The organism is Micromonospora sp. CA-263727 (assembly GCF_050942455.1).
Taxonomy (GTDB): Bacteria; Actinomycetota; Actinomycetes; order Mycobacteriales; family Micromonosporaceae; genus Micromonospora.
In genome coordinates this window covers 6,348,446-6,366,465 of record NZ_CP192031.1, presented here as the reverse complement: position 1 = coordinate 6,366,465, position 18,020 = coordinate 6,348,446, and the positions used below count along the sequence as shown (strand labels likewise).

The 18,020-nt window shown below is 72.0% G+C and carries 16 protein-coding genes; 8 read left to right on the top strand and 8 right to left on the bottom strand.

Annotation, left to right across the window (positions count from 1 at the left end):
* Positions 1–18 precede the first annotated feature (18 nt).
* Both ACQPYA_RS27935 and ACQPYA_RS27930 read right to left on the bottom strand, forming a co-directional pair.
* Complete coding sequence (locus ACQPYA_RS27935) at positions 19–690, bottom strand: NAD-binding protein (protein ID WP_433529998.1); 672 nt, start codon at positions 688–690, stop codon at positions 19–21.
* A complete protein-coding gene (locus ACQPYA_RS27930) occupies positions 680–1,954 on the bottom strand; it encodes a TrkH family potassium uptake protein (protein WP_433533654.1) in 1,275 nt (424 codons plus the stop codon). Before ACQPYA_RS27930 ends, ACQPYA_RS27935 begins: the two co-directional genes overlap by 11 nt.
* Before the next feature lie 201 nt (positions 1,955–2,155).
* On the opposite strand from ACQPYA_RS27930, the gene ACQPYA_RS27925 reads away from it, so the two are divergent.
* From ACQPYA_RS27925 to ACQPYA_RS27900, 6 genes are all read left to right on the top strand, one after another.
* The gene (locus ACQPYA_RS27925; RefSeq protein ID WP_433529997.1) at positions 2,156–3,280 is read left to right on the top strand and encodes a glycerophosphodiester phosphodiesterase; all 1,125 of its coding nucleotides are present in this window, start codon (positions 2,156–2,158) and stop codon (positions 3,278–3,280) included.
* 550 nt (positions 3,281–3,830) lie between these two features.
* Entirely contained in the window at positions 3,831–5,036 is a 1,206-nt protein-coding gene (locus ACQPYA_RS27920) for a substrate-binding domain-containing protein (RefSeq protein WP_433529996.1), read from the top strand.
* A 7-nt stretch (positions 5,037–5,043) separates the two neighbouring features.
* Positions 5,044–5,787, top strand: coding sequence for an ABC transporter ATP-binding protein (locus tag ACQPYA_RS27915; protein ID WP_433529995.1), 744 nt, complete (start codon positions 5,044–5,046; stop codon positions 5,785–5,787).
* A complete protein-coding gene (locus ACQPYA_RS27910) occupies positions 5,787–6,512 on the top strand; it encodes an ABC transporter ATP-binding protein (protein ID WP_433529994.1) in 726 nt (241 codons plus the stop codon). The genes ACQPYA_RS27915 and ACQPYA_RS27910 overlap by 1 nt, the downstream gene beginning before the upstream one ends.
* Positions 6,512–7,402, top strand: coding sequence for a branched-chain amino acid ABC transporter permease (locus ACQPYA_RS27905; RefSeq protein WP_433529993.1), 891 nt, complete (start codon positions 6,512–6,514; stop codon positions 7,400–7,402). The genes ACQPYA_RS27910 and ACQPYA_RS27905 overlap by 1 nt, the downstream gene beginning before the upstream one ends.
* The gene (locus ACQPYA_RS27900) at positions 7,399–8,538 is read left to right on the top strand and encodes a branched-chain amino acid ABC transporter permease (protein WP_433529992.1); all 1,140 of its coding nucleotides are present in this window, start codon (positions 7,399–7,401) and stop codon (positions 8,536–8,538) included. The genes ACQPYA_RS27905 and ACQPYA_RS27900 overlap by 4 nt, the downstream gene beginning before the upstream one ends.
* On the opposite strand, the gene ACQPYA_RS27895 is transcribed toward ACQPYA_RS27900, so the two are convergent.
* On the bottom strand, positions 8,517–9,308 hold the full coding sequence (locus tag ACQPYA_RS27895; RefSeq protein WP_433529991.1) for a hypothetical protein: 792 nt from the start codon (positions 9,306–9,308) through the stop codon (positions 8,517–8,519). The two genes, ACQPYA_RS27900 and ACQPYA_RS27895, sit on opposite strands and share 22 nt — an antisense overlap.
* Before the next feature lie 79 nt (positions 9,309–9,387).
* Here ACQPYA_RS27895 and ACQPYA_RS27890 point away from each other — a divergent pair, with 79 nt between their 5' ends.
* Both ACQPYA_RS27890 and ACQPYA_RS27885 read left to right on the top strand, forming a co-directional pair.
* A complete protein-coding gene (locus ACQPYA_RS27890; RefSeq protein WP_433529990.1) occupies positions 9,388–11,550 on the top strand; it encodes a DEAD/DEAH box helicase in 2,163 nt (720 codons plus the stop codon).
* 42 nt (positions 11,551–11,592) lie between these two features.
* Positions 11,593–12,585 carry a hypothetical protein gene (locus ACQPYA_RS27885; RefSeq protein ID WP_433529989.1) on the top strand — a complete coding sequence of 331 codons (993 nt, stop codon included), beginning with the start codon at positions 11,593–11,595 and terminating at the stop codon, positions 12,583–12,585.
* Between the two features lie 13 nt (positions 12,586–12,598).
* On the opposite strand, the gene ACQPYA_RS27880 is transcribed toward ACQPYA_RS27885, so the two are convergent.
* The 5 genes from ACQPYA_RS27880 to ACQPYA_RS27860 all read right to left on the bottom strand — a co-directional run bounded on the left by ACQPYA_RS27880 (position 12,599) and on the right by ACQPYA_RS27860 (position 17,969).
* On the bottom strand, positions 12,599–13,015 hold the full coding sequence (locus tag ACQPYA_RS27880; protein ID WP_433529988.1) for a helix-turn-helix domain-containing protein: 417 nt from the start codon (positions 13,013–13,015) through the stop codon (positions 12,599–12,601).
* Positions 13,016–13,085: 70 nt separating this feature from the next.
* Positions 13,086–14,303, bottom strand: coding sequence for a class I SAM-dependent methyltransferase (locus ACQPYA_RS27875; protein ID WP_433529987.1), 1,218 nt, complete (start codon positions 14,301–14,303; stop codon positions 13,086–13,088).
* A 423-nt stretch (positions 14,304–14,726) separates the two neighbouring features.
* The gene (locus ACQPYA_RS27870; protein ID WP_433529986.1) at positions 14,727–16,448 is read right to left on the bottom strand and encodes a DEAD/DEAH box helicase; all 1,722 of its coding nucleotides are present in this window, start codon (positions 16,446–16,448) and stop codon (positions 14,727–14,729) included.
* A gap of 591 nt (positions 16,449–17,039) precedes the next feature.
* Positions 17,040–17,267 carry a DUF3107 domain-containing protein gene (locus ACQPYA_RS27865; RefSeq protein WP_137776560.1) on the bottom strand — a complete coding sequence of 76 codons (228 nt, stop codon included), beginning with the start codon at positions 17,265–17,267 and terminating at the stop codon, positions 17,040–17,042.
* 63 nt (positions 17,268–17,330) lie between these two features.
* On the bottom strand, positions 17,331–17,969 hold the full coding sequence (locus ACQPYA_RS27860) for a TetR/AcrR family transcriptional regulator (protein WP_433529985.1): 639 nt from the start codon (positions 17,967–17,969) through the stop codon (positions 17,331–17,333).
* Positions 17,970–18,020: the final 51 nt, after the last annotated feature.

The following is an 18,020-nucleotide window of genomic DNA, read 5'->3' as shown; positions in this document are numbered from 1 at the left end:
CGCCGGGCCGGCAGGCGGTCAGTGAAGCGCGGAGAAGCGCTGGATCTGGTCGATGGTCCCCTCGACGATGAGCGTGCTGTCCTGGTCGAGTGCCAGACCGTCGGAGACGTAGCGGAACCGGCCCTCGTCCGGCGGTTTGATCCCGATGACCCGTATCCCGTACCGGTCCAACAGCTGCAACTCGGTCAGTACCTGACCGACCAGCGCTCGGGGCACCCGCATCTTGGCGATGGCGAAGGCGTCGCCGAACTCCATGAAGTCGAGCAGGTTGCTGACGATCAGGTGGGCCACCCGTTCTCCGGTCTCCCGCTCGGGAAAGATCACGTGGTGGGCGCCGACCGAGGAAAGGATCTTCGCGTGCTGCCCGGAGGTCGCCCGGGCCCAGATCTCCGGCACGCCGAGTTCGACCAGCGCGAGCACGGTCAGCACGCTGGCCTCCACCGAAGCGCCGATGGCGACCACCGCGCGGCGGAGATCCGCTACCCCGAGTTGCCGTAGCGCCTGCTCCTCGGTGCCGTCGGCCTGGGCGACCCGGTCGAGCTGGCTCGACCACTTCTGCACCTGCTCGGCGTTGCGATCGACGGCCAGCACGTCGTGGCCGAGCTTGACCAGCGAGTCGGTGAGGTGCCAGCCGAAGCGCCCCAACCCGATCACCACTATGCCTTCCCGTTCCTTGCCCTTAGCCAACAATGGGTTGCTCCTCTGGGTAGCGGTACAGCCGTCGTCGGGTGTTCAGGGCGATCGCGGATCCCAGGGTGAGTGGCCCGACCCGGCCGATGTACATCAGTGTGGTCAGCAGCAGTTGCCCTTCGGCGGGCAGCGACGGTGCGAGTCCGACCGACAGGCCGGCGGTGCTGAATGCCGAGGTGACCTCGAACAGCGCCCGGTAGAAGGCGACGTGTTGGGTGATCAGAATCAGCAGGAATGTGCCGAGCACCACCACGGCGACGCTGAGCAGGGCGACGGTGAGCGCCTGCCGCTGGCTGGACGTGGCGACCCGGCGCTGCCCGACCGTGACGTCCGGCTCGCCGCGCAGTTCGGCCCAGATGACGAAGGCGAGGAGGAAGAAGGTGGTCACCTTGATCCCGCCGGTGGTGCTCGCGCTGCCGCCGCCGATGAACATCAGGGCGATCAGCAGGGGGTAGCTCTCCTCCCGGAGCGCATCGATCGGGATGACCTCGAAACCGGCGGACCGGCCGAGGGCCAGCTGACTGAAGGCGTCCATGACCTTGCCGGGAACGCCGTGCCGGCCGATGCTCTGCGGGTTGGTCCACTCGGCGATCAGCAGGATCAGGGAGCCGAAGACGAGGAGGACGACCGTGCCCCAGATGGTCAACTTGGTGGCGACTCCCCAGTGGACCGGCCGACGCCACCCGCGGGCCGCCTCGAAGAGCGCGGGGAAGCCGAGCCCGCCGATGATGCCGCCGAAGGTGAGCGGCAGGAGGATCCACGGGTCGCCGGAGAAGCCCAGGAGGCCGTGCGAGTAGAGCGAGAAGCCGCCGCTGTTGAAAGCCTGGACCGAATGGAAGGTGGCCGACCAGAGCGCGCGCCACGGCGGGTAGTCGTAGGCGAGCCAGAGTCGGGCGGTGACGATGGCCGTCATCACCGCCTCGCAGGCCAGCACCGTCGCGGCGATGTGTGCCAGGAGGCGACGTACGTCGCCGGGACGGTACTCCGCGGACTCGGCCTGCACGAGCAGCCGGTTGCGCAGGCCGAGCTGCCGCGACACGGTGAGGATCACCAGCGCCGCGCCGGTCAGGATGCCGAGGCCACCCAGCTGGGTGAGGATGGTGATCAGTGCCAGCCCGAAGCCGGACCAGTAGTGCGGGGTGTCGGTGATCGCCATGCCGGTGACCGAGGTCGCCGAGGTGGAGGTGAACAACGCCGTGACGAATGGTGCGTTCTTCCCCTCGACCGTGGCCAGGGGCAGCATCAGCGCGACGGTGCCGAGCATGATCGCCACCAGGAACCCGAGCGGCACCAGCCGTACGGGGTGACGAAGTTGCCGGCGCACCAGACAATCTTCTGACTCCACCCGATATCAGGGTGCGGAAACCGAAATCCCGAGGATTCACCGGATGGTCAGGTAAGCACCAACCTTCGGTCAGGACGGAAGGGTCTGCTGAGCGGGTTCCATCGATGAGAGGAGACCGCTTTGCGACGTACCCTTTCCGTCCTCGGTGTGTCGGTGGCCCTGCTGGCCGGCGCGGTGGCCACGCCCACGATGGTCGCCTCGGCAAGGCCGCCGGGCGACGCGGACCCGGCGCGGGCCGGCGACCAGCCGGTCGTGATCGGCCACCGGGGTGCCAGCGGCTACCGGCCGGAGCACACCCTGGAGGCGTACCGGCTGGCGATCCGGATGGGCGCCGACTACATCGAACCGGACCTGGTCGCGACCGCCGACGGCGTGCTGGTCGCCCGGCACGAAAACGAGATCAGCGGTACGACCGACGTGGCGACCCGGCCCGAGTTCGCCGATCGCCGGACCAGCCGGACCATCGACGGCGTGTCGGTGACCGGCTGGTTCACCGAGGACTTCACCCTCGCCGAGCTGCGGACGCTGCGCGCCAAGGAGCGGCTGCCACAGGTGCGGGTGACCAACACCGCCTTCGACGGCCAGTTCCAGGTGCCCACCTTCCAGGAGGTGATCGACCTGGCCAGGGCCGAGGGGAAGGCCCGGGGCCGGGTGATCGGCGTCTACCCGGAGACCAAGCACCCGACGTACTTCGCCTCGATCGGGCTGCCCCTGGAGGAGCCGCTGGTCGAGGTGCTCCGCCGGGCCGGCTGGACGAAACGGTCCGCGCCGGTCATCATCCAGTCCTTCGAGACGGCCAACCTGCGGCGGTTGGATCGGATCATCGACGTACGCCTGGCCCAGCTGCTCGACGCCGCCGGCCGCCCGTACGACTTCACCGTCTCCGGCGACCCCCGCACGTACCGTGACCTGGCCACCCCCGCCGGCCTGAAGTGGATCGCCCGGTACGCCGACGGGATCGGTGCGCACAAGAACCTGATCGTGCCGCGCGACGCCGCCGGCAAGCTGCTCGCCCCGACCACGCTGGTCCGCGACGCGCACAAGGAGAAGCTGATCGTGCACGCCTGGACCTTCCGGGCGGAGAATCAGTTCCTTCCGGTCGACTTCCGCATCGGCGCCGACCCGAACGCCCGCGGCGACATCCAGGCCGAATACGAACTCTTCTACCGCCTCGGCCTGGACGGCGTCTTCACCGATCACCCCGACACCGCCGTGGCCGCCCGCGCCGCCCTACCCCGCCGCTAACCCGCTTCTCACCCCGCCCCCCGCCCCGCCTCGCCATCCCACCCCACCCCGCCCCACCCGGACGACGGCCCGCTCGCGCCGCTCGGCACCGCAACTTCCCTGATGTTGCTGTCTCGACTTGAGTTGACCCAGCAACATCAGGGAAGTTGCCGCTGCGGCAGGGGCGGGCCCGGAAGCCCCACACGGGCGCGGTCGGGCCACTGGGTGTTCTGCGACCGTCCGCCCGACGGCGGGGGCCGATGCTGCCGCCTGGCCGACCACGACGGGCCCTGTCGATCGCCCGGGGCCTGACGTGACTTCAGCACGGTCACCCGGGCCCGTGCGGTTCGGCGACGGTAGTGGCGGGGGGCGACACACGGCCGCCCGTCGCCGTGGGACCGTGGACCATCGTCCTGCTGGGCCGTCACCGTCTGGTCATCGCGGTTGTAACCGAGGGCCACCCCACCCCTGTTACTTGTGTGTTTCCGCCACATGGCCCGTGGGTGACGTCACTTCTAGCGTGAGCCGACACATAAGGTTTCCTCCCCCTGAATTCTCACCTGGAGTCGCAATGACGGTCCGGACGACGCGGCGGGTGTTGCTGTCCGCCGCAACGATGATGGCCGCGGCGATCGCCGCCACGGCCTGTGGCAGCCCGCAGGACACCGCCAACGGCGGCGGCGACAGCGCCGCCCCGGTGAAGGTCGGTCTGGTCTACTCCCAGTCGGGAGCGCTGGCCAGTTACGGAAAGCAGTACATCGAGGGGTTCCGGGCCGGCCTGGACTTCGCCACCAACGGCAGCAACAAGGTGGGCGACCGGGCGATCGAGATCACCGAGGTCGACGACGCGGGTGACCCGGCGAAGGCGGTCTCTGCGGCCAAGGACCTGATCGGCAAGGGGCACAAGATCATCGCCGGTTCGACGGCGTCCGGCGTGGCGCTCCAGGTGGCCCCGATCGCCGCCCAGAACCAGGTCCTGTTCATCTCCGGGCCGGCCGCCACCGACGCGGTGACCGGCGCGAACAGGTACACGTTCCGTTCCGGCCGGCAGTCGTACCAGGACGTGGTGACCGCCAGGTCGTTCATCGGTGACCCGGCCGGCAAGAAGGTCGTGGTCTTCGCCCAGGACGGTGCGTTCGGCGACGCCAACGAGGCGGCCGTCAAGGCCGTCATCGGTGGTGCCGGCGCGACCGTCAGCGCCGTGCGGGCCCCGGCCAGCGCGACCGAGTTCACCCCGTTCGCCAGCCAGATCAAGTCCGCCAAGCCGGACCTGCTCTTCGTCGCCTGGGCCGGCACCACCGCCCCGGCCATGTGGCAGACCCTCGACCAGCAGGGCGTACTCACCGCCACCACGGTCGTCACCGGGCTGGACATCCGCGCCTCGTGGCCCACCTTCGGCGCGGCCGGCAGCAAGATCTCCTTCCTCTCGCACTACTTCGACGGGGCCAGCGACACCGAGGCGGCCAAGGCCGCGAAGGCGAAGATTCCCGGCGGCACGCTCGACCTGTTCCACCCGGACGGCTTCGCCGCCGCGCAGATGGTGGTCCGGGCCGTGCAGGAGGGGGGCGACGACGTCGACAAGATGATCACCGCGTTGGAGGGGTGGAGCTTCGAGGGCGTGAAGGGCACCATGACCATCCGGGCCGAGGACCACGCCCTGCTCCAGCCGATGTACCAGGCCAGCCTCACCGGCAGCGGCGACACCTTCACCGCCAGCGCCCAGAAGGCGCTCGCCGGTGACGAGACCGCCCCGCCGGTCCAGGCGATGAAGGGCTGACGAAAGGATGCTCGCCACCCGCGGTCTGACCTGGCGGATCGGTGAGGTCGCCATCGTCGACTCCGTCCACCTCGACCTGGCGCCCGGGGAGTTCCTCGGCGTGATCGGGCCCAACGGCGCCGGCAAGACCTCACTGTTCAACCTGATCACCGGCCTGCGCCGGGCCACCGAAGGTCGGGTCACCCTGGACGGGCGGGACATCTCCGCCCTCCCGCCGCACCGGCGGGCCCGCCTCGGGCTGGGTCGTACCTTCCAGGCGTCCTCGGTCTTCGGCTCGCTCAGCGTGCGGGAGAACGTCCGGCTCGCCGTACAGGCGCACCGCGGGGGCTCGATGAAGCTGTGGCGGCGGGCGGCGGCCGACCGGGAGGTGGCCGCCGCCGCCGACGCGGCGCTCGACCGGGTCGGCCTGACCCACCGGGGTACGGCGCTTGCCGGCACCCTCGCCCACGGCGAGAAGCGCAAGCTGGAGATCGCCCTGCTGCTGGCCGGCGAACCACGGGTGATGCTGCTGGACGAGCCGATGGCCGGGGTCAGCGCCGAGGACGTGCCGGAACTGGTCCGGGTGATCCGGTCGCTGACCGGGGACAGCGGGCGAGCGGTGCTGATGGTCGAGCACCACATGGACGTGATCCTGGAGCTGGCCGACCGGATCGCCGTGATGCACCACGGCGCGCTGCTGGCCTGCGACACCCCGGAGACGGTGATGGCCAACCCGACCGTGCAAGAGGCGTACCTGGGGGAGTCGCTCTGATGGAGCCGATCTTGACGGTGGAGGCGCTGTCGGTCCGGATCGCCGGGCTGCACATCCTCCAGGGGGTGTCGTTCACGGTCGGGCCCACCGGGGTGACCGTGCTGCTCGGCCGCAACGGCGTCGGCAAGACCACCACCCTGCGTGCCGTCGTCGGGCTGACCCCCCGCAACGGCGAGGCGCAGGGCACGGTCCGGATGGGCGGGCAGACCCTGCTCTCCCAACCGACCCACCGCCTGGTCCGCGGCGGGCTCGGCTACGTGCCGGAGGACCGGTGCGTCTTCGCCGGGCTCACCGTCGCGGAAAATCTGCGGCTCGCCGAGCGGCGCGGCACCACCCCGGCGTACGACCGGGTGTTCGCGCTCTTCCCCGAGCTGGAGCGGCGGGCCCGGCAACGGGCCGGCTCGCTGTCGGGCGGGCAGCAGCAGATGCTCGCCATCGGCCGGGTGCTGCTCAACGACAACCGGCTGCTGCTGGTCGACGAGCCGACCAAGGGGTTGGCGCCGAAGGTGGTGACCGAGGTGGCCGAGGTGCTGGAACGGGTGGCGGAATCCGTACCGGTGCTGCTGGTCGAACAGAACCTGGCCGTGGTCCGGCGGCTGGCCCGCGACGCGGTGGTGCTCGCCGCCGGCCGGGTGGCCTGGACCGGTGACGCCCAGGAGTTGCTGCGGGAGACCGCGCTGACCAGGTCGCTGCTCGGCGTCGGCTCGGCGGAGGTGCACCACTGATGGACACGATCATCCTGTTGACGTTGACCGGGCTCGGCCTGGCGGCGCTCTACTTCCTCGTCGCCTCCGGCCTGTCGCTGGTCTTCGGCCTGGCCGACGTGCTCAACTTCGCGCACGGGCTCTTCCTCGGCGTCGGCGCGTACGCCACCTGGTGGGCGGCCGGGAACCTGCCCGGCGCCGGGCCGGAAGGCTTCGGTTTCGTGGTGGCGGTCGCCTTCGGGGTGGCCGCCGGCACGCTGATGGCGGTGCTGGTGGAGCTGGTGCTGATCCGGCCGCTCTACTCCCGCACCATCGAGCAGGTGCTGGTCACCGTGGGCCTCTCGCTGGCCGGGGTGGCGCTGTTGCAGGCCACCTGGGGGGCGGACGCCCGGCCGTTCCCCCGCCCGGAGTGGACCCGGCAGGTGACGTCGATCCTCGGTGCGCAGGTGCCCAACGGGGGGCTGCTGCTCATCGTCGCCGCGGCGCTGGTGCTCGGCGCGATCCTGGCCTTCCTCCGCTGGACCCGCTACGGCCTGATCATCCGGGCCGGAGTGGAGAACCGGGAGATGGTCACCGCGCTGGGCATCGACGTACGCAAGGCGTTCACCCTGGTCTTCGCCATCGGCGGGGCGGCCGCGGCGCTGGCCGGGGCGCTGGGCAGCGTCTACTTCGGCACCGTCTCGCCCCAGCAGGGCGGCTCATTGCTGATCTTCGCGTTCATCGTGGTGGTCATCGGCGGCATGGGCTCGGTGGTCGGGTCCGCGTACGCGGCGGTCGCGGTCGGGCTGCTGCAACAGTTCGTGAACTACTACGGCACCTCCGGGCTGGGCGACATCTGCGTAGTCGCGCTGCTGGCCGTGGTGCTGCTCCTGCGCCCGCAGGGCATTGCCGGAAAGGTGGCTACGGCATGACCGAGGTCAAGAGTCCCGAAGTGTCGACGCCTGCCGCGGCACCGCCGGAGCCGACCGCCGCGTCGACCCGGTGGGCCCGGATCCGCCCGTTCCTGCCGCTGGCCGTGCTGGCCGTGGCGCTGTTCCTGCCGTACTCGACGCTGCACCTGCCGGGCATCCTGGAGGGCGCGCTGAACTCGCCGGGCACCCTGCAACTGCTCGCCGTCTGCCTGGTCTTCGGCGGCCTGGCGGCCGGGTACGACCTCCTCTTCGGGCGGACCGGGATGCTCTCCTTCGGGCACGCCCTCTACTTCGCCGCCGGGGTGTACGGCACCGACATCCTGATCACCCGGGCCGGGCTGCCACTCTGGCAGGCCGCGCCACTGGCGATCGTCGGTGGGACCACTCTCGCCGGCCTGGTCGGCGCGGTGGCGTTGCGTACCGTCGGCATCGCCTTCGCCATGGTGACGCTGGCCTTCGCCCAGGTCGGGGCGATCCTGGTGGCCCGGGACTTCGGCGGGCTCACCGGCGGCGAGGAGGGGCTGCCGCTGGATGTCGCCGGGCTGCCGGCCGGGCTGGTCGGGGTCGCCAACACGGTCAACCTGTACTGGCTGGCGCTGGCGTACCTGGTCGTGGTGGTCTTCGTGGTGCACCGGGTGACCGGCTCGCCGACCGGACGGGTGCTGGCCGGGGTGCGGGACGACGAGCGGCGGATCGGCGTGCTCGGGCTGGATCCGTACCGCTACAAGCTGGTCGCCTTCACCCTGGCCGGCGGCCTCGCGGCGGCCGGCGGGGTGGTCTACTGCCTGATCGTCGGCGGCGCCTCGCCGCACATCACCAGCAGCGAACTCACCCTGTCGCTGCTGGTGATGGTGGTGCTCGGCGGGCCGGGCACGCGCTGGGGCCCGGTGCTGGGCGGCATCCTCTACATGTACCTGGACCACCGCCTGGTGTCCTTCGGCACCTCCGACGCGGTGAACGCGCTGCCGGCCTTTCTCAGCCGGCCGCTCTCCCAGCCGCTCTTCGTCCTCGGCACCGTCTTCATCCTGGCCGTCTACTTCTTCCCCGGCGGCCTGGCCAGCCTCGCCCCCCGCCTCGCCCTGCTCCGCAACTCCCTGCGCCTCGGGGACCGGGGTCAGCCGTTCAGGAGGTCGTAGGCGGCGGTGGGTGCCTTCTGTGCCTCGTCCTCGGTGAAGGCGACGATCTCGGGGGCGCTGCCGAAGTCGAAGTACTCGACGACGTACGTCGACTCCTTCTGCTTGCCGGCCGCCGGGATCTCCAGCGTGAGCGAGGAGAGGTTGCCGTCCGCGCCCACGACCGCGCTGAGCGGGATCTGCGCGGCGTCGTCGCCGAGGGTGACCACACCCTCCAGGGCATCCGCCAGCTCCGGCGCGGTGGCGAGATCGATCAGACCGCTGTACGTGCCACCCTCGCCGGCCTGGACGTCGGTGGCCGCGCGGATGATCGCCTCCGCGTTGCCCGGGTCGGTGCCCTCGTAGGTGGGCAGGGAATCCGGGCCCTCGATCTTTGTCGGGTCCAGCTCCATCCACTTGGTGGGCAGCTTCATCAGTTTCTGGATGTCCTGGGCACCCTTGAAGTTGACCTTCATCCAGGTGCGTGACTCGACCATCCGGAAGGACATCTCCAGGGTGAAGTCCTTGTCCTCGGTGACGGTGTCGATGTCCATGCCGCGGTTTGCCGGGTCGACCACACCGGAGACGTCGCCCGAGGCGTCGCTGGTGGTGAAGCGGAAGGGCAGATCCTGCTCGTTCGGCACCGCCGCCAGCAGCTGCTGCTTCGGGTCCGGCGGCGCCGCCTCCCGGCCGAACTTGACGTCGCAGCCGGCCACCAGGGTCGCAGCCAGCAGGGCGACCGCCGTGACCGCGGAGCGCCGGATGATCGTGGTGGTGCCGGTTCGCTGAGTCATCTCGTCTCTCTCTCGCGGCTCGAACGGGCATCGTATGACAGGGCCGCCGGGACGGGGCGGGCGCTGGTAGAAAGGCCGGATGAGCCAGGAACGGACGGCGGTCCGGCAGCGGGCCGAGGCGGTGCTGCGGCGGCTGGCCGGCGCGGACGCCCGGCTCCGCGAGGACCAGTGGCGGGCGATCGAGGCGCTGGTGGTGGACCGGCGGCGGGTGCTCTGCGTGCAACGCACCGGGTGGGGCAAGTCCGCGGTCTACTTCGTGGCCACCGCGCTGCTGCGCCAGGGCGGCGAAACCCGCCCGGCCGGCCCGACGGTGATCGTGTCGCCGCTGCTGGCGCTGATGCGCAACCAGGTCGACGCCGCGGCGCGCGCCGGCATCCGGGCCCGGACCATCAACTCGGCCAACCTCGACGAGTGGGACGAGATCACCGGCGAGATCCACGCGGGTGTGGTGGACGTGCTGCTGATCAGCCCGGAACGGCTCAACAATCCGGACTTCCGGGACGGTGTACTGCCGAGGCTGGCGGCCACCACCGGCCTGCTGGTGGTCGACGAGGCGCACTGCGTGTCGGACTGGGGGCACGACTTCCGGCCGGACTACCGCCGGCTGCGGACCTTCCTCGGCAACCTGCCAGAGCAGACGCCGGTGCTGGCGACCACCGCCACCGCCAACGCCCGGGTCACCCAGGACGTGGCCGAGCAGCTCGGCACCGAGCTGGCCGCGCCGGCCGGGCCGCGGCCGGACGTCCTGGTGCTGCGGGGCAGCCTGGACCGGGAATCGCTACGGCTGGGCGTACTCGACCTGCCGAGCCCGGCACACCGGCTCGGCTGGCTCGCCGACCACCTGGACCGGCTCCCCGGCTCGGGCATCGTCTACACGCTGACCGTCGCCTCGGCGACCGAGACCACCGAGTTCCTGCGGTCGCGGGGCTGGCCGGTGGCCGCGTACACCGGGCAGGCCGAGGACGCCGACCGCCGCGCCGCCGAGCAGGACCTGCTCGACAACAAGATCAAGGCGCTGGTCGCGACCAGCGCGCTCGGCATGGGCTTCGACAAGCCGGACCTCGGTTTCGTGGTGCACCTGGGCGCGCCACCGTCGCCGATCGCGTACTACCAGCAGGTCGGCCGGGCCGGCCGGGCCGTCGAGCACGCCGAGGTGCTGCTGCTGCCCGGCACCGAGGACGCGGCCATCTGGCGCTACTTCGCCTCGCTCGCCTTCCCGCCCGAGGAGCAGGTCCGCACGGTGCTCGCCGCCCTGCACACCGACCGGCCGCTCTCCACCCAGGCCCTGGAACCCCTGGTCGACCTGCGTCGGGCCCGGCTGGAGCTGATGCTCAAGGTGCTCGACGTGGACGGCGCGGTCCGCCGGGTGCGCGGTGGCTGGCTCGCCACCGGCGAGCCCTGGGTCTACGACGCGGCCCGGTTGCGCCGCGTCGCCGCCGCTCGCACCGCCGAGCAGCAGGCCATGCTCGGGTACGCGTCGACGACCGGTTGCCGGATGCGGTACCTGCGGGAATGCCTGGACGACGCGGAGGCCGTCGACTGTGGCCGGTGTGACCGCTGCGCGGTGGCACTGTTCCCACCCGAGGTGTCGCCGGCCGCGCTGACCGCCGCGCAGAACTTCCTCGGACGTCCCGGCGTCCAGATCGCGCCAAAGAAGCTCTGGCCGACCGGGTTGTCGGCGGTCGGCGTACCGCTGAAGGGGCGCATCGCTCCGGCGGAGCAGGCGCTGCCCGGCCGGGCCGTCGGGCGGCTCTCCGACCTCGGCTGGGGTGGGCGGCTGCGGGGCCTGGTCGGGCCGGATGCGCCGGACGGCACCGTGCCCGACGACGTGGCCGCCGCGGTGATCGAGGTGCTCAAGTCGTGGGCGCACGGCGACGACCCGTGGCCGAGCCGCCCGGCGGGGGTGGTCGCGGTCGACTCGCGTACCCACCCGCTGCTGGTCGGCTCGCTGGCCGAACGGATCGCCGCCGTCGGGCGGCTGCCCCTGCTGGGCCGGGTGACCGCGGCCGGGCCGCCGGCCGGCGGCGGCCCGCGCGGCAACAGCGCCCAGCGGGTACGCGCCCTGCACGGCGCCCTCACCGTCCCGGACGCCCTGTCCGACGCCCTCGCCGACCTGGCCGCCCCGATCCTTCTCGTCGACGACCTGATCGACACCGGCTGGACCATGACCATGGCGGCCCGCGAACTCCGCCGCGCCGGTGCTCCCGACGTCCTACCACTGGCCCTGGCCCTCACCGGCTGACCCCCGGCGGGCAGGGGCCGGCAGGGCGGTTACGGTGGGTGCATGGCTGACCAGGAACCCGCCGCGCCCGCGCTCGGGTCGGTGCGGGTCGCCGAGCGGCCGGCGGCGGGCAGCGACCCCGCTGCGGTTTCCGCGGTGCCGGACCGGGCCACGCTGCGGCTGGCCCTGGTGGTCGGCGGGCTGGTGCTGGCCGTGCTGCTCGGGTTCGGGCTCGGCCGGCTGAACGGCGGCGGGGCCGCGGTGGGCGGGGCGGAGAGCGCGCTGGCCGACCACAGCCACGCTCCCGGCGTCGGGGCACACTCGCACGGCGCGGACCAGGCCGCGGCGGCCGACGCCGGTGGTCTGGCGGTCAGCCGGGACGGTTACACGCTCACCCCGCTGACCGCCGGGTTCACCGCCGGCCGCACCGGTGAGCTGCGGTTCCGGATCGACGACGGGCAGCGCCGGACGGTCACCCGCTTCGCGGTCGTGCACGACAAGCCGATGCACGTGATCGTGGTACGCCGGGACCTGACCGGCTACCAGCACCTGCACCCCACCATGGCGCCGGACGGCACCTGGTCGGTGCCGCTCACCCTGCCGCAGCCGGGCATCTGGCGGGCGTACGCCGACTTCACGGCGCTCGCCGACGACGGCCGACAGACGGCCACCACGCTCGGCGTGGACCTGGTCGCCCCCGGCGACTACACCCCGCGCCCGCTGCCCGCCCCGACGACCACGACCACCGTCGACGGATTCACCGTCGGCTACGAGGGCACGCCGGAACCCGGGTTGACGGTGCCGCTCGCCTTCCGGGTCACCGGTCCGGACGGCGCGGCTCCGACCCTGGAGCGCTACCTCGGCGCGTACGGCCACCTCGTCGCGTTGCGCGACGGTGACCTCGGCTACCTGCACGTGCACCCGGAGCCGGAGTTGATCGACGGCACGATCCGGTTCTGGCTGACCACGCCGGGACCGGGGCGGTACCGCCTCTACCTGGACTTCGCCACCGGCGGCGAGGTGCGGACCGCCGAGTTCACGGTGATCGTCGAGTAGACCCGGCGGGGGGTCAGCCGGCCCGGCGGATCGGCCGGCGGGCGAGGTAGCGCAGCAGGTCGCGGATGTGGTGCTTCTCCTCGACCGGCACGCTGGGGTCCGCCAGCCGTTGCAGGATCACCCGCACGTCGGACTCGACCTGGCTGTCGTCCCCGCGCCGCCGCGGGGGCGCGCCGGCATCGGGCAGGCCGAGCGCCCGGAACGCCGCCGCCACCGGTAGATCCAGCGCGGCACAGAAGCCGCGGACCTTGGCCAACTCGGGGTAGTCCTGCCAGTCGCCGGCCAACCAGCGGAAGACTGTGGAGCGACCGACGCCGGTGTGTGTGGCCAGGTCGGTGACCGTCCACCCGCGTTCCTCGCGAGCCTCGTCGATAGCCCGGCGCACGAAGCGCGCGAACGCCATCTGTGGCGAAACCTCTGCCGAACCCATCCGGTGGGTCTTCCCTCCCGACCGGCACCCGACGGTGCGTTCTTCGAGAGTAGTACGGGAGGGGTGCGAATCAATTGACTGACCGACCAGCCGGTCCCAGTGGCGGGACCGGATTCGGCGACCGGTCCGGCGGCAGCTGCGTGAGCAGCATCTCCAGCCGCGGCGTGACCTGCCACTGGGCGACCAGCTCCCGATACTCCGTACGCTGGTCGGCGGTCGGTACGGAATCTGTACGCCGGGCCCGGATCAGCAGGTTGCGCGGGGTGTGCGCGGAGTCGACGAACTCGACCACCTCGGCCCGGTAGCCGTGCAGCCGCAGCAGGCCGGCCCGCAGCGCGTCGGTGAGGACGTCCGCGAAGCGCTCCCGCAGGATGCCCTGCCGGGTCAGCAACTCGTACGGCGCCGGGGCCGGCCGGGCCCGCAACTGCGCCGCGATGTCGTGGTGGCAGCACGGCGCGGCGAGCACCCAGCGGGCCTCCCAGCGCACCGCCCGGGCCAGCGCCTCGTCGGTGGCGGTGTCGCAGGCGTGCAGCGCGAGCACCAGATCGGGGGCCGGTTCGACGACCGCGTCGGCGATGGTGCCGGCCACGAAGCGCACCCGCTCGGCCCAGCCGAGTCGCTCGGCCAGCTCGGTGTTGCGGCGGCGCTGGTCCTCGCGTACGTCCACGCCGACCAACTCGACGTCCAGGCCAAGCCGGGAGAGGTATCGGTACGCGGCAAAGGTCAGGTACGCGTTGCCGCAGCCCAGGTCGACCACGCGCAGCGGGCCGGTCAGCTCCCGGGCGGGCTCGGTGGGCAGCGTGGCCACCAACGCCCGCAGGAACGCGTCCACCTGCCGCCGCTTGGCCGCCGAGCCACCGATCTCGGTGAAGATCGGGTCGCCGGGATCGAGGAGGTACTCCTTGGCCCGGTCGTGCCCGCTCGGCGCGGTGGCCGGCCGCGCCGCCGCCGTGCGGTGCACCTGCGCCTCGCCCGACTTGGTGACCCGCAGCTGCAACGTGCGGTCGGCGGTCTCCACGTGCCAGTTGCCGAACGGCTCGGCCAGCAGCTCCTCGACCGCCGCGTCCGCCTCCGGTCCCGGTGCCACGTTGCGGGTGTAGGGGCGGGCGCCGTCGGAGGTGGCGATCTGTAGCCGGGCACCGGCCTTGAGAGCGACCGGCCGCAGCTCGGCGCGGACCACCGAGGGGCGTTGGCCGCGCCGCCGACCCGCGGCCACGGCCCTGGTCAGCGCGGGTCCGAGCAGCATCGAGCGGACCTCGGCGAGGGCGGAGTCCAACGGTTCGGGCATCGTTCCATCTTCCAGGTCTCGCCCGGCCGCACCGACATCGGCTCGGCGACGGTGACGCGGCGCACGGCCTTCCACCGAGGCCCCGGCCTCTTGGCGTGCCCCCGGGTCTGTTGTACCCACACTGGGCCAAGGCCAGCAACGTGCCGCGACTCGCCAGCGGCCCTGCGTGCTCAGCGGCCCTGCGTGCTCAGCGATTCTGCGTGCTCAGCGGCACGGGCGCGTCTTCTCGCCTTTGGCGCCGAAGCGGGCGGGGGTCGGCCGGGCGCGACAAGCTCCCCGCCGCACCGGACCGGGCGGCGGGAGCTGTCGTCGTCGTGGACACCGCTCGGCGGTTGGCCGGACGGAGCGTGACCAGCCGGCCGAGCAGCGCACGATCAGCTGGTCCGGCGGAGCATTGGGCGGACGCGGCCGGGCGGCGCGTGATCAGTCGTTGGTCGCCTCGGCCGGCGTACCGGCGGTGGAACCGGCGCCACGGCGGCGCCGCCGGCGGCGCGGACGGGGTGCGGTTTCACCCATGGCGCTCTCGCTGCCGGTGGCGGCGGCCTCGGTGGGCGTGCCGTCGTCGGCGGTCGAGGCACCGTCGGTGCCGGTCACCACCTCGCCGGCCCGGCGGCGCCGGCGGCGGCGTGAGGTACGGGCACCTTCGCCGTCGGTGGCGGCTCCGGCAGCGTCCGGCGCGGCGTCGCCGCCCTGGCCGCGACCACCGTCACCACGTCCGCGACCGCCCTCACCACGTCCACCCTCACCGCGACCGCCTTCACTGCGGCCGCCTTCGTTGCGGCCCCGGCGACGGGATCCGCGGGGCTCGCCGCCCCGGCGGAAACGGCCGCCGCCCAGGTCCTCCTCGACCTCGGCAGCCAGGCCGGCGCGGGTGCGCTCGGCCGTCGGCAGGGTGCCGGTCACCTCCGTCGAGATGTGCAGGTCGGTGTAGAGGTGCGCGGAGGTGTGGTACGTCTCCGGCGGCTCGGGCATGTCCAGCCCGAGCGTCTTGTCGATGATCCGCCAACGGGGCATGTCGTCCCAGTCGACGAAGGTCACCGCGACGCCGCTCGCTCCGGCCCGGCCGGTGCGGCCGATCCGGTGGGTGTAGGTGTCCTGGTCTTCCGGGCAGTCATAGTTGATCACGTGGGTGACGCCACTGACGTCGATGCCTCGGGCGGCGACGTCCGTGGCGACCAGGGTGTCGATCTTTCCGGCCCGGAACGCCCGCAGGGCCCGCTCGCGGGCGCCCTGGCCGAGGTCGCCGTGTACCGCCGCGACCGCGAAGCCGCGGAAGTCCAGGTCCTCGGCGACCCGGTCGGCGGCCCGCTTGGTACGCGTGAAGATCATGGTCAGGCCGCGGTTCTCGGCCTGGAGGATCCGGGCCACAATCTCGATCTTGTTCATCGAGTGGGTACGGTAGACCAGTTGCTCGGTCTGCGGCGACGGACCCGTCTCGGCGGTGTGCCCGGCGTGGATCGTGACCGGGTGGCGGAGGAACCGCCGGGACAACGTCACGATCGGGTCCGGCATGGTCGCGGAGAACAGCATGGTCTGCCGCTCCTCCGGCAGCATCGCCAGGATCCGTTCGACATCGTCCAGGAAGCCCAGGTCGAGCATGCGGTCGGCCTCGTCCAGCACCAGCGCGCGTACGCCGTGCAGGCGCAGGTGCTTCTGCTTGGCGAGGTCCAGCAGCCGGCCCGGGGTGCCGACGAGGATCTCCACGCCCTTGCGTAGCGCCTCGATCTGCGGCTCGTACGCCACGCCGCCGTAGATCGGCAGCACGCGCACGCCACGGGTGCGGCCGGCGGCGGCAATGTCCTTGGCGACCTGGATGCCCAGCTCACGGGTGGGTACGACGACCAGGGCCTGAGGCAGCCCGTCGCCGCCCTCGCCGGGTGCGAAGACCCGCTCCAGCAGCGGTACGCCGAAGCCGAGCGTCTTGCCGGTGCCCGTCGGGGCCTGCCCGATCAGGTCGGCGCCACGCAGCGCGATCGGGAGCGCGTACTCCTGGATGGCGAAGGCGCGGGTGATGCCGGCCGCGGCCAGCGCGTCGACGGTCTCGGCGCGCGCGCCGAGCTCGGCGAAGGTCGGTGCCTCCGGTCGGACCGGGGCGGTCGGGGCCAGTTCCTGGCCATCTGTGAGGTCTTGAATCGGCTCACTCATGTGGATTTGGGGGTGCCCTCTCGTGGGTGCGCCCCATCATGTCCTCAGGGCGCGTTCGGTATGGCGCGGGCCACACGGTCGGCGGCAGAAAGCCGAGCGGACCGGGCCGCACGCGCGCCGCGGGTCGGACTTCGACCGGGGTCGGATGCGACTCCGGCCGGGATCGGCACCTACGGCAACTCCTCCATGTTACCTGAACGGGCCAAACGTCGTCCCGATTCCATGGGGGCAAGCATCGCCGGGCGCGTTTCCATGTGACCTAGCTCACTCTGAGAGTGGGGTTTTGGCACGCTTGTCGTCGGGCGGCGCTGAGTGAAATGGGCACCGCCGAGATCCGGCTCGCCATCTCGGCGGGTCCGAAGCCGCCATCCCGGCGAATCTGAAGGAGGCCGGCCTGCCGTCGGTGTGGGCTCGACGCCGGTGCCGTGAGGCCCTGTCCCGGGCCGGATGGGTGGCCGCCGCCGACGGCGGGGCGCTCACCACCCTGATCATTCAGGGCGAGCAGGTGGTGGGTGTGGCGGGATTGTTCCGGCGGCTGGCCGCCGCGCATACCGCACGGCTGGCCGCCGCCGGCCCCAACAAACCGGACCGTCAGCGGACGGTGAAACCGACCGCTCGGGGAGACGCCTCGGCGATCTCGACGTAGGCGACCTTGCCGACCGGCACGATGATCCGCCGGCCCTTCTCGTCGGTCAGGGAAAGGGTGCCCTCGCCCCTGGCGACGGCGTCGGTCACAATCTGCTCGATCTCGGCCGGCGACTGCGCGCTCTCCAGGACCAGCTCGCGCGGCGCGTACTGCACGCCGATCTTGACCTCCACTGTGCCTCCTCCGTCTGGCGAAATGGCCGCCGTGCGAAGGCTATCCGATCGCGAGGCCGAAGTTCAGGCTGACTCACCCTGCAGCGGGAAGCTGGCGATGCCCCGCCAGGACAGCGCGGCGACCAGCGCCTCGGCCTCGGCCTTGGGCACCGGGCGTCCGCCGGCCAGCCAGAACTGCGCGGCCGTCTCGGCGGCGCCCACCAGGCCGGAGGCGAGCAGTTCGGCGTGCGCCCGGCTGACCCCGGTGTCGGAGATGATGGTGTCGGTGATCGCCGCGATGCAGCCCTGCTCGACCCGCTCCACGCGCTGCCGTACGGCCGGTTCGTTGCGCAGGTCCGACTCGAAGACCAGGCGGAAGGCTTCGCTCTCGTGGTCGACGAAGTCGAAGTACGCCCGTACCGAGGCGCTGACCCGTTCCTTGTTGTCGGCGGTGCTCGCCATGGCGTCACGTACCTTGGCGACGATCGCGTCACAGTGCGTGTCGAGCAGCGCGAGGTAGAGCTCCATCTTGCCGGGGAAGTGCTGGTACAGCACGGGCTTGGAGACCCCGGCCCGCTCGGCGATGTCGTCCATGGCCGCAGCGTGGTAACCCTGCGCGACGAACACCTCCTGAGCTGCGGCAAGAAGCTGCTTGCGGCGCGCCGAACGGGGCAGGCGGGTGGGCCGGCCGGCGGTTTGGGCACCGTTCCCCACAGCGGTCATGGGAACCTCCGAGTTCGTCGTACGGGCCGGCATTTCACCCGAACCGGTCGG

What these genes read in the sequence shown, in the direction of transcription:
- ACQPYA_RS27930 (WP_433533654.1), bottom strand. Translation starts at nt 1,954, where the DNA reads ATGCTCGGCACCGTCGCGCTGATGCTGCCCCTGGCCACGGTCGAGGGG.
- ACQPYA_RS27920 (WP_433529996.1), top strand. Translation starts at nt 3,831, where the DNA reads ATGACGGTCCGGACGACGCGGCGGGTGTTGCTGTCCGCCGCAACGATG.
- ACQPYA_RS27915 (WP_433529995.1), top strand. Translation starts at nt 5,044, where the DNA reads ATGCTCGCCACCCGCGGTCTGACCTGGCGGATCGGTGAGGTCGCCATC.
- ACQPYA_RS27880 (WP_433529988.1), bottom strand. Translation starts at nt 13,015, where the DNA reads ATGGGTTCGGCAGAGGTTTCGCCACAGATGGCGTTCGCGCGCTTCGTG.
- ACQPYA_RS27885 (WP_433529989.1), top strand. Translation starts at nt 11,593, where the DNA reads ATGGCTGACCAGGAACCCGCCGCGCCCGCGCTCGGGTCGGTGCGGGTC.
- ACQPYA_RS27910 (WP_433529994.1), top strand. Translation starts at nt 5,787, where the DNA reads ATGGAGCCGATCTTGACGGTGGAGGCGCTGTCGGTCCGGATCGCCGGG.
- ACQPYA_RS27870 (WP_433529986.1), bottom strand. Translation starts at nt 16,448, where the DNA reads ATGAGTGAGCCGATTCAAGACCTCACAGATGGCCAGGAACTGGCCCCG.
- ACQPYA_RS27860 (WP_433529985.1), bottom strand. Translation starts at nt 17,969, where the DNA reads ATGACCGCTGTGGGGAACGGTGCCCAAACCGCCGGCCGGCCCACCCGC.
- ACQPYA_RS27905 (WP_433529993.1), top strand. Translation starts at nt 6,512, where the DNA reads ATGGACACGATCATCCTGTTGACGTTGACCGGGCTCGGCCTGGCGGCG.
- ACQPYA_RS27875 (WP_433529987.1), bottom strand. Translation starts at nt 14,303, where the DNA reads ATGCCCGAACCGTTGGACTCCGCCCTCGCCGAGGTCCGCTCGATGCTG.
- ACQPYA_RS27890 (WP_433529990.1), top strand. Translation starts at nt 9,388, where the DNA reads ATGAGCCAGGAACGGACGGCGGTCCGGCAGCGGGCCGAGGCGGTGCTG.
- ACQPYA_RS27895 (WP_433529991.1), bottom strand. Translation starts at nt 9,308, where the DNA reads ATGACTCAGCGAACCGGCACCACCACGATCATCCGGCGCTCCGCGGTC.
- ACQPYA_RS27900 (WP_433529992.1), top strand. Translation starts at nt 7,399, where the DNA reads ATGACCGAGGTCAAGAGTCCCGAAGTGTCGACGCCTGCCGCGGCACCG.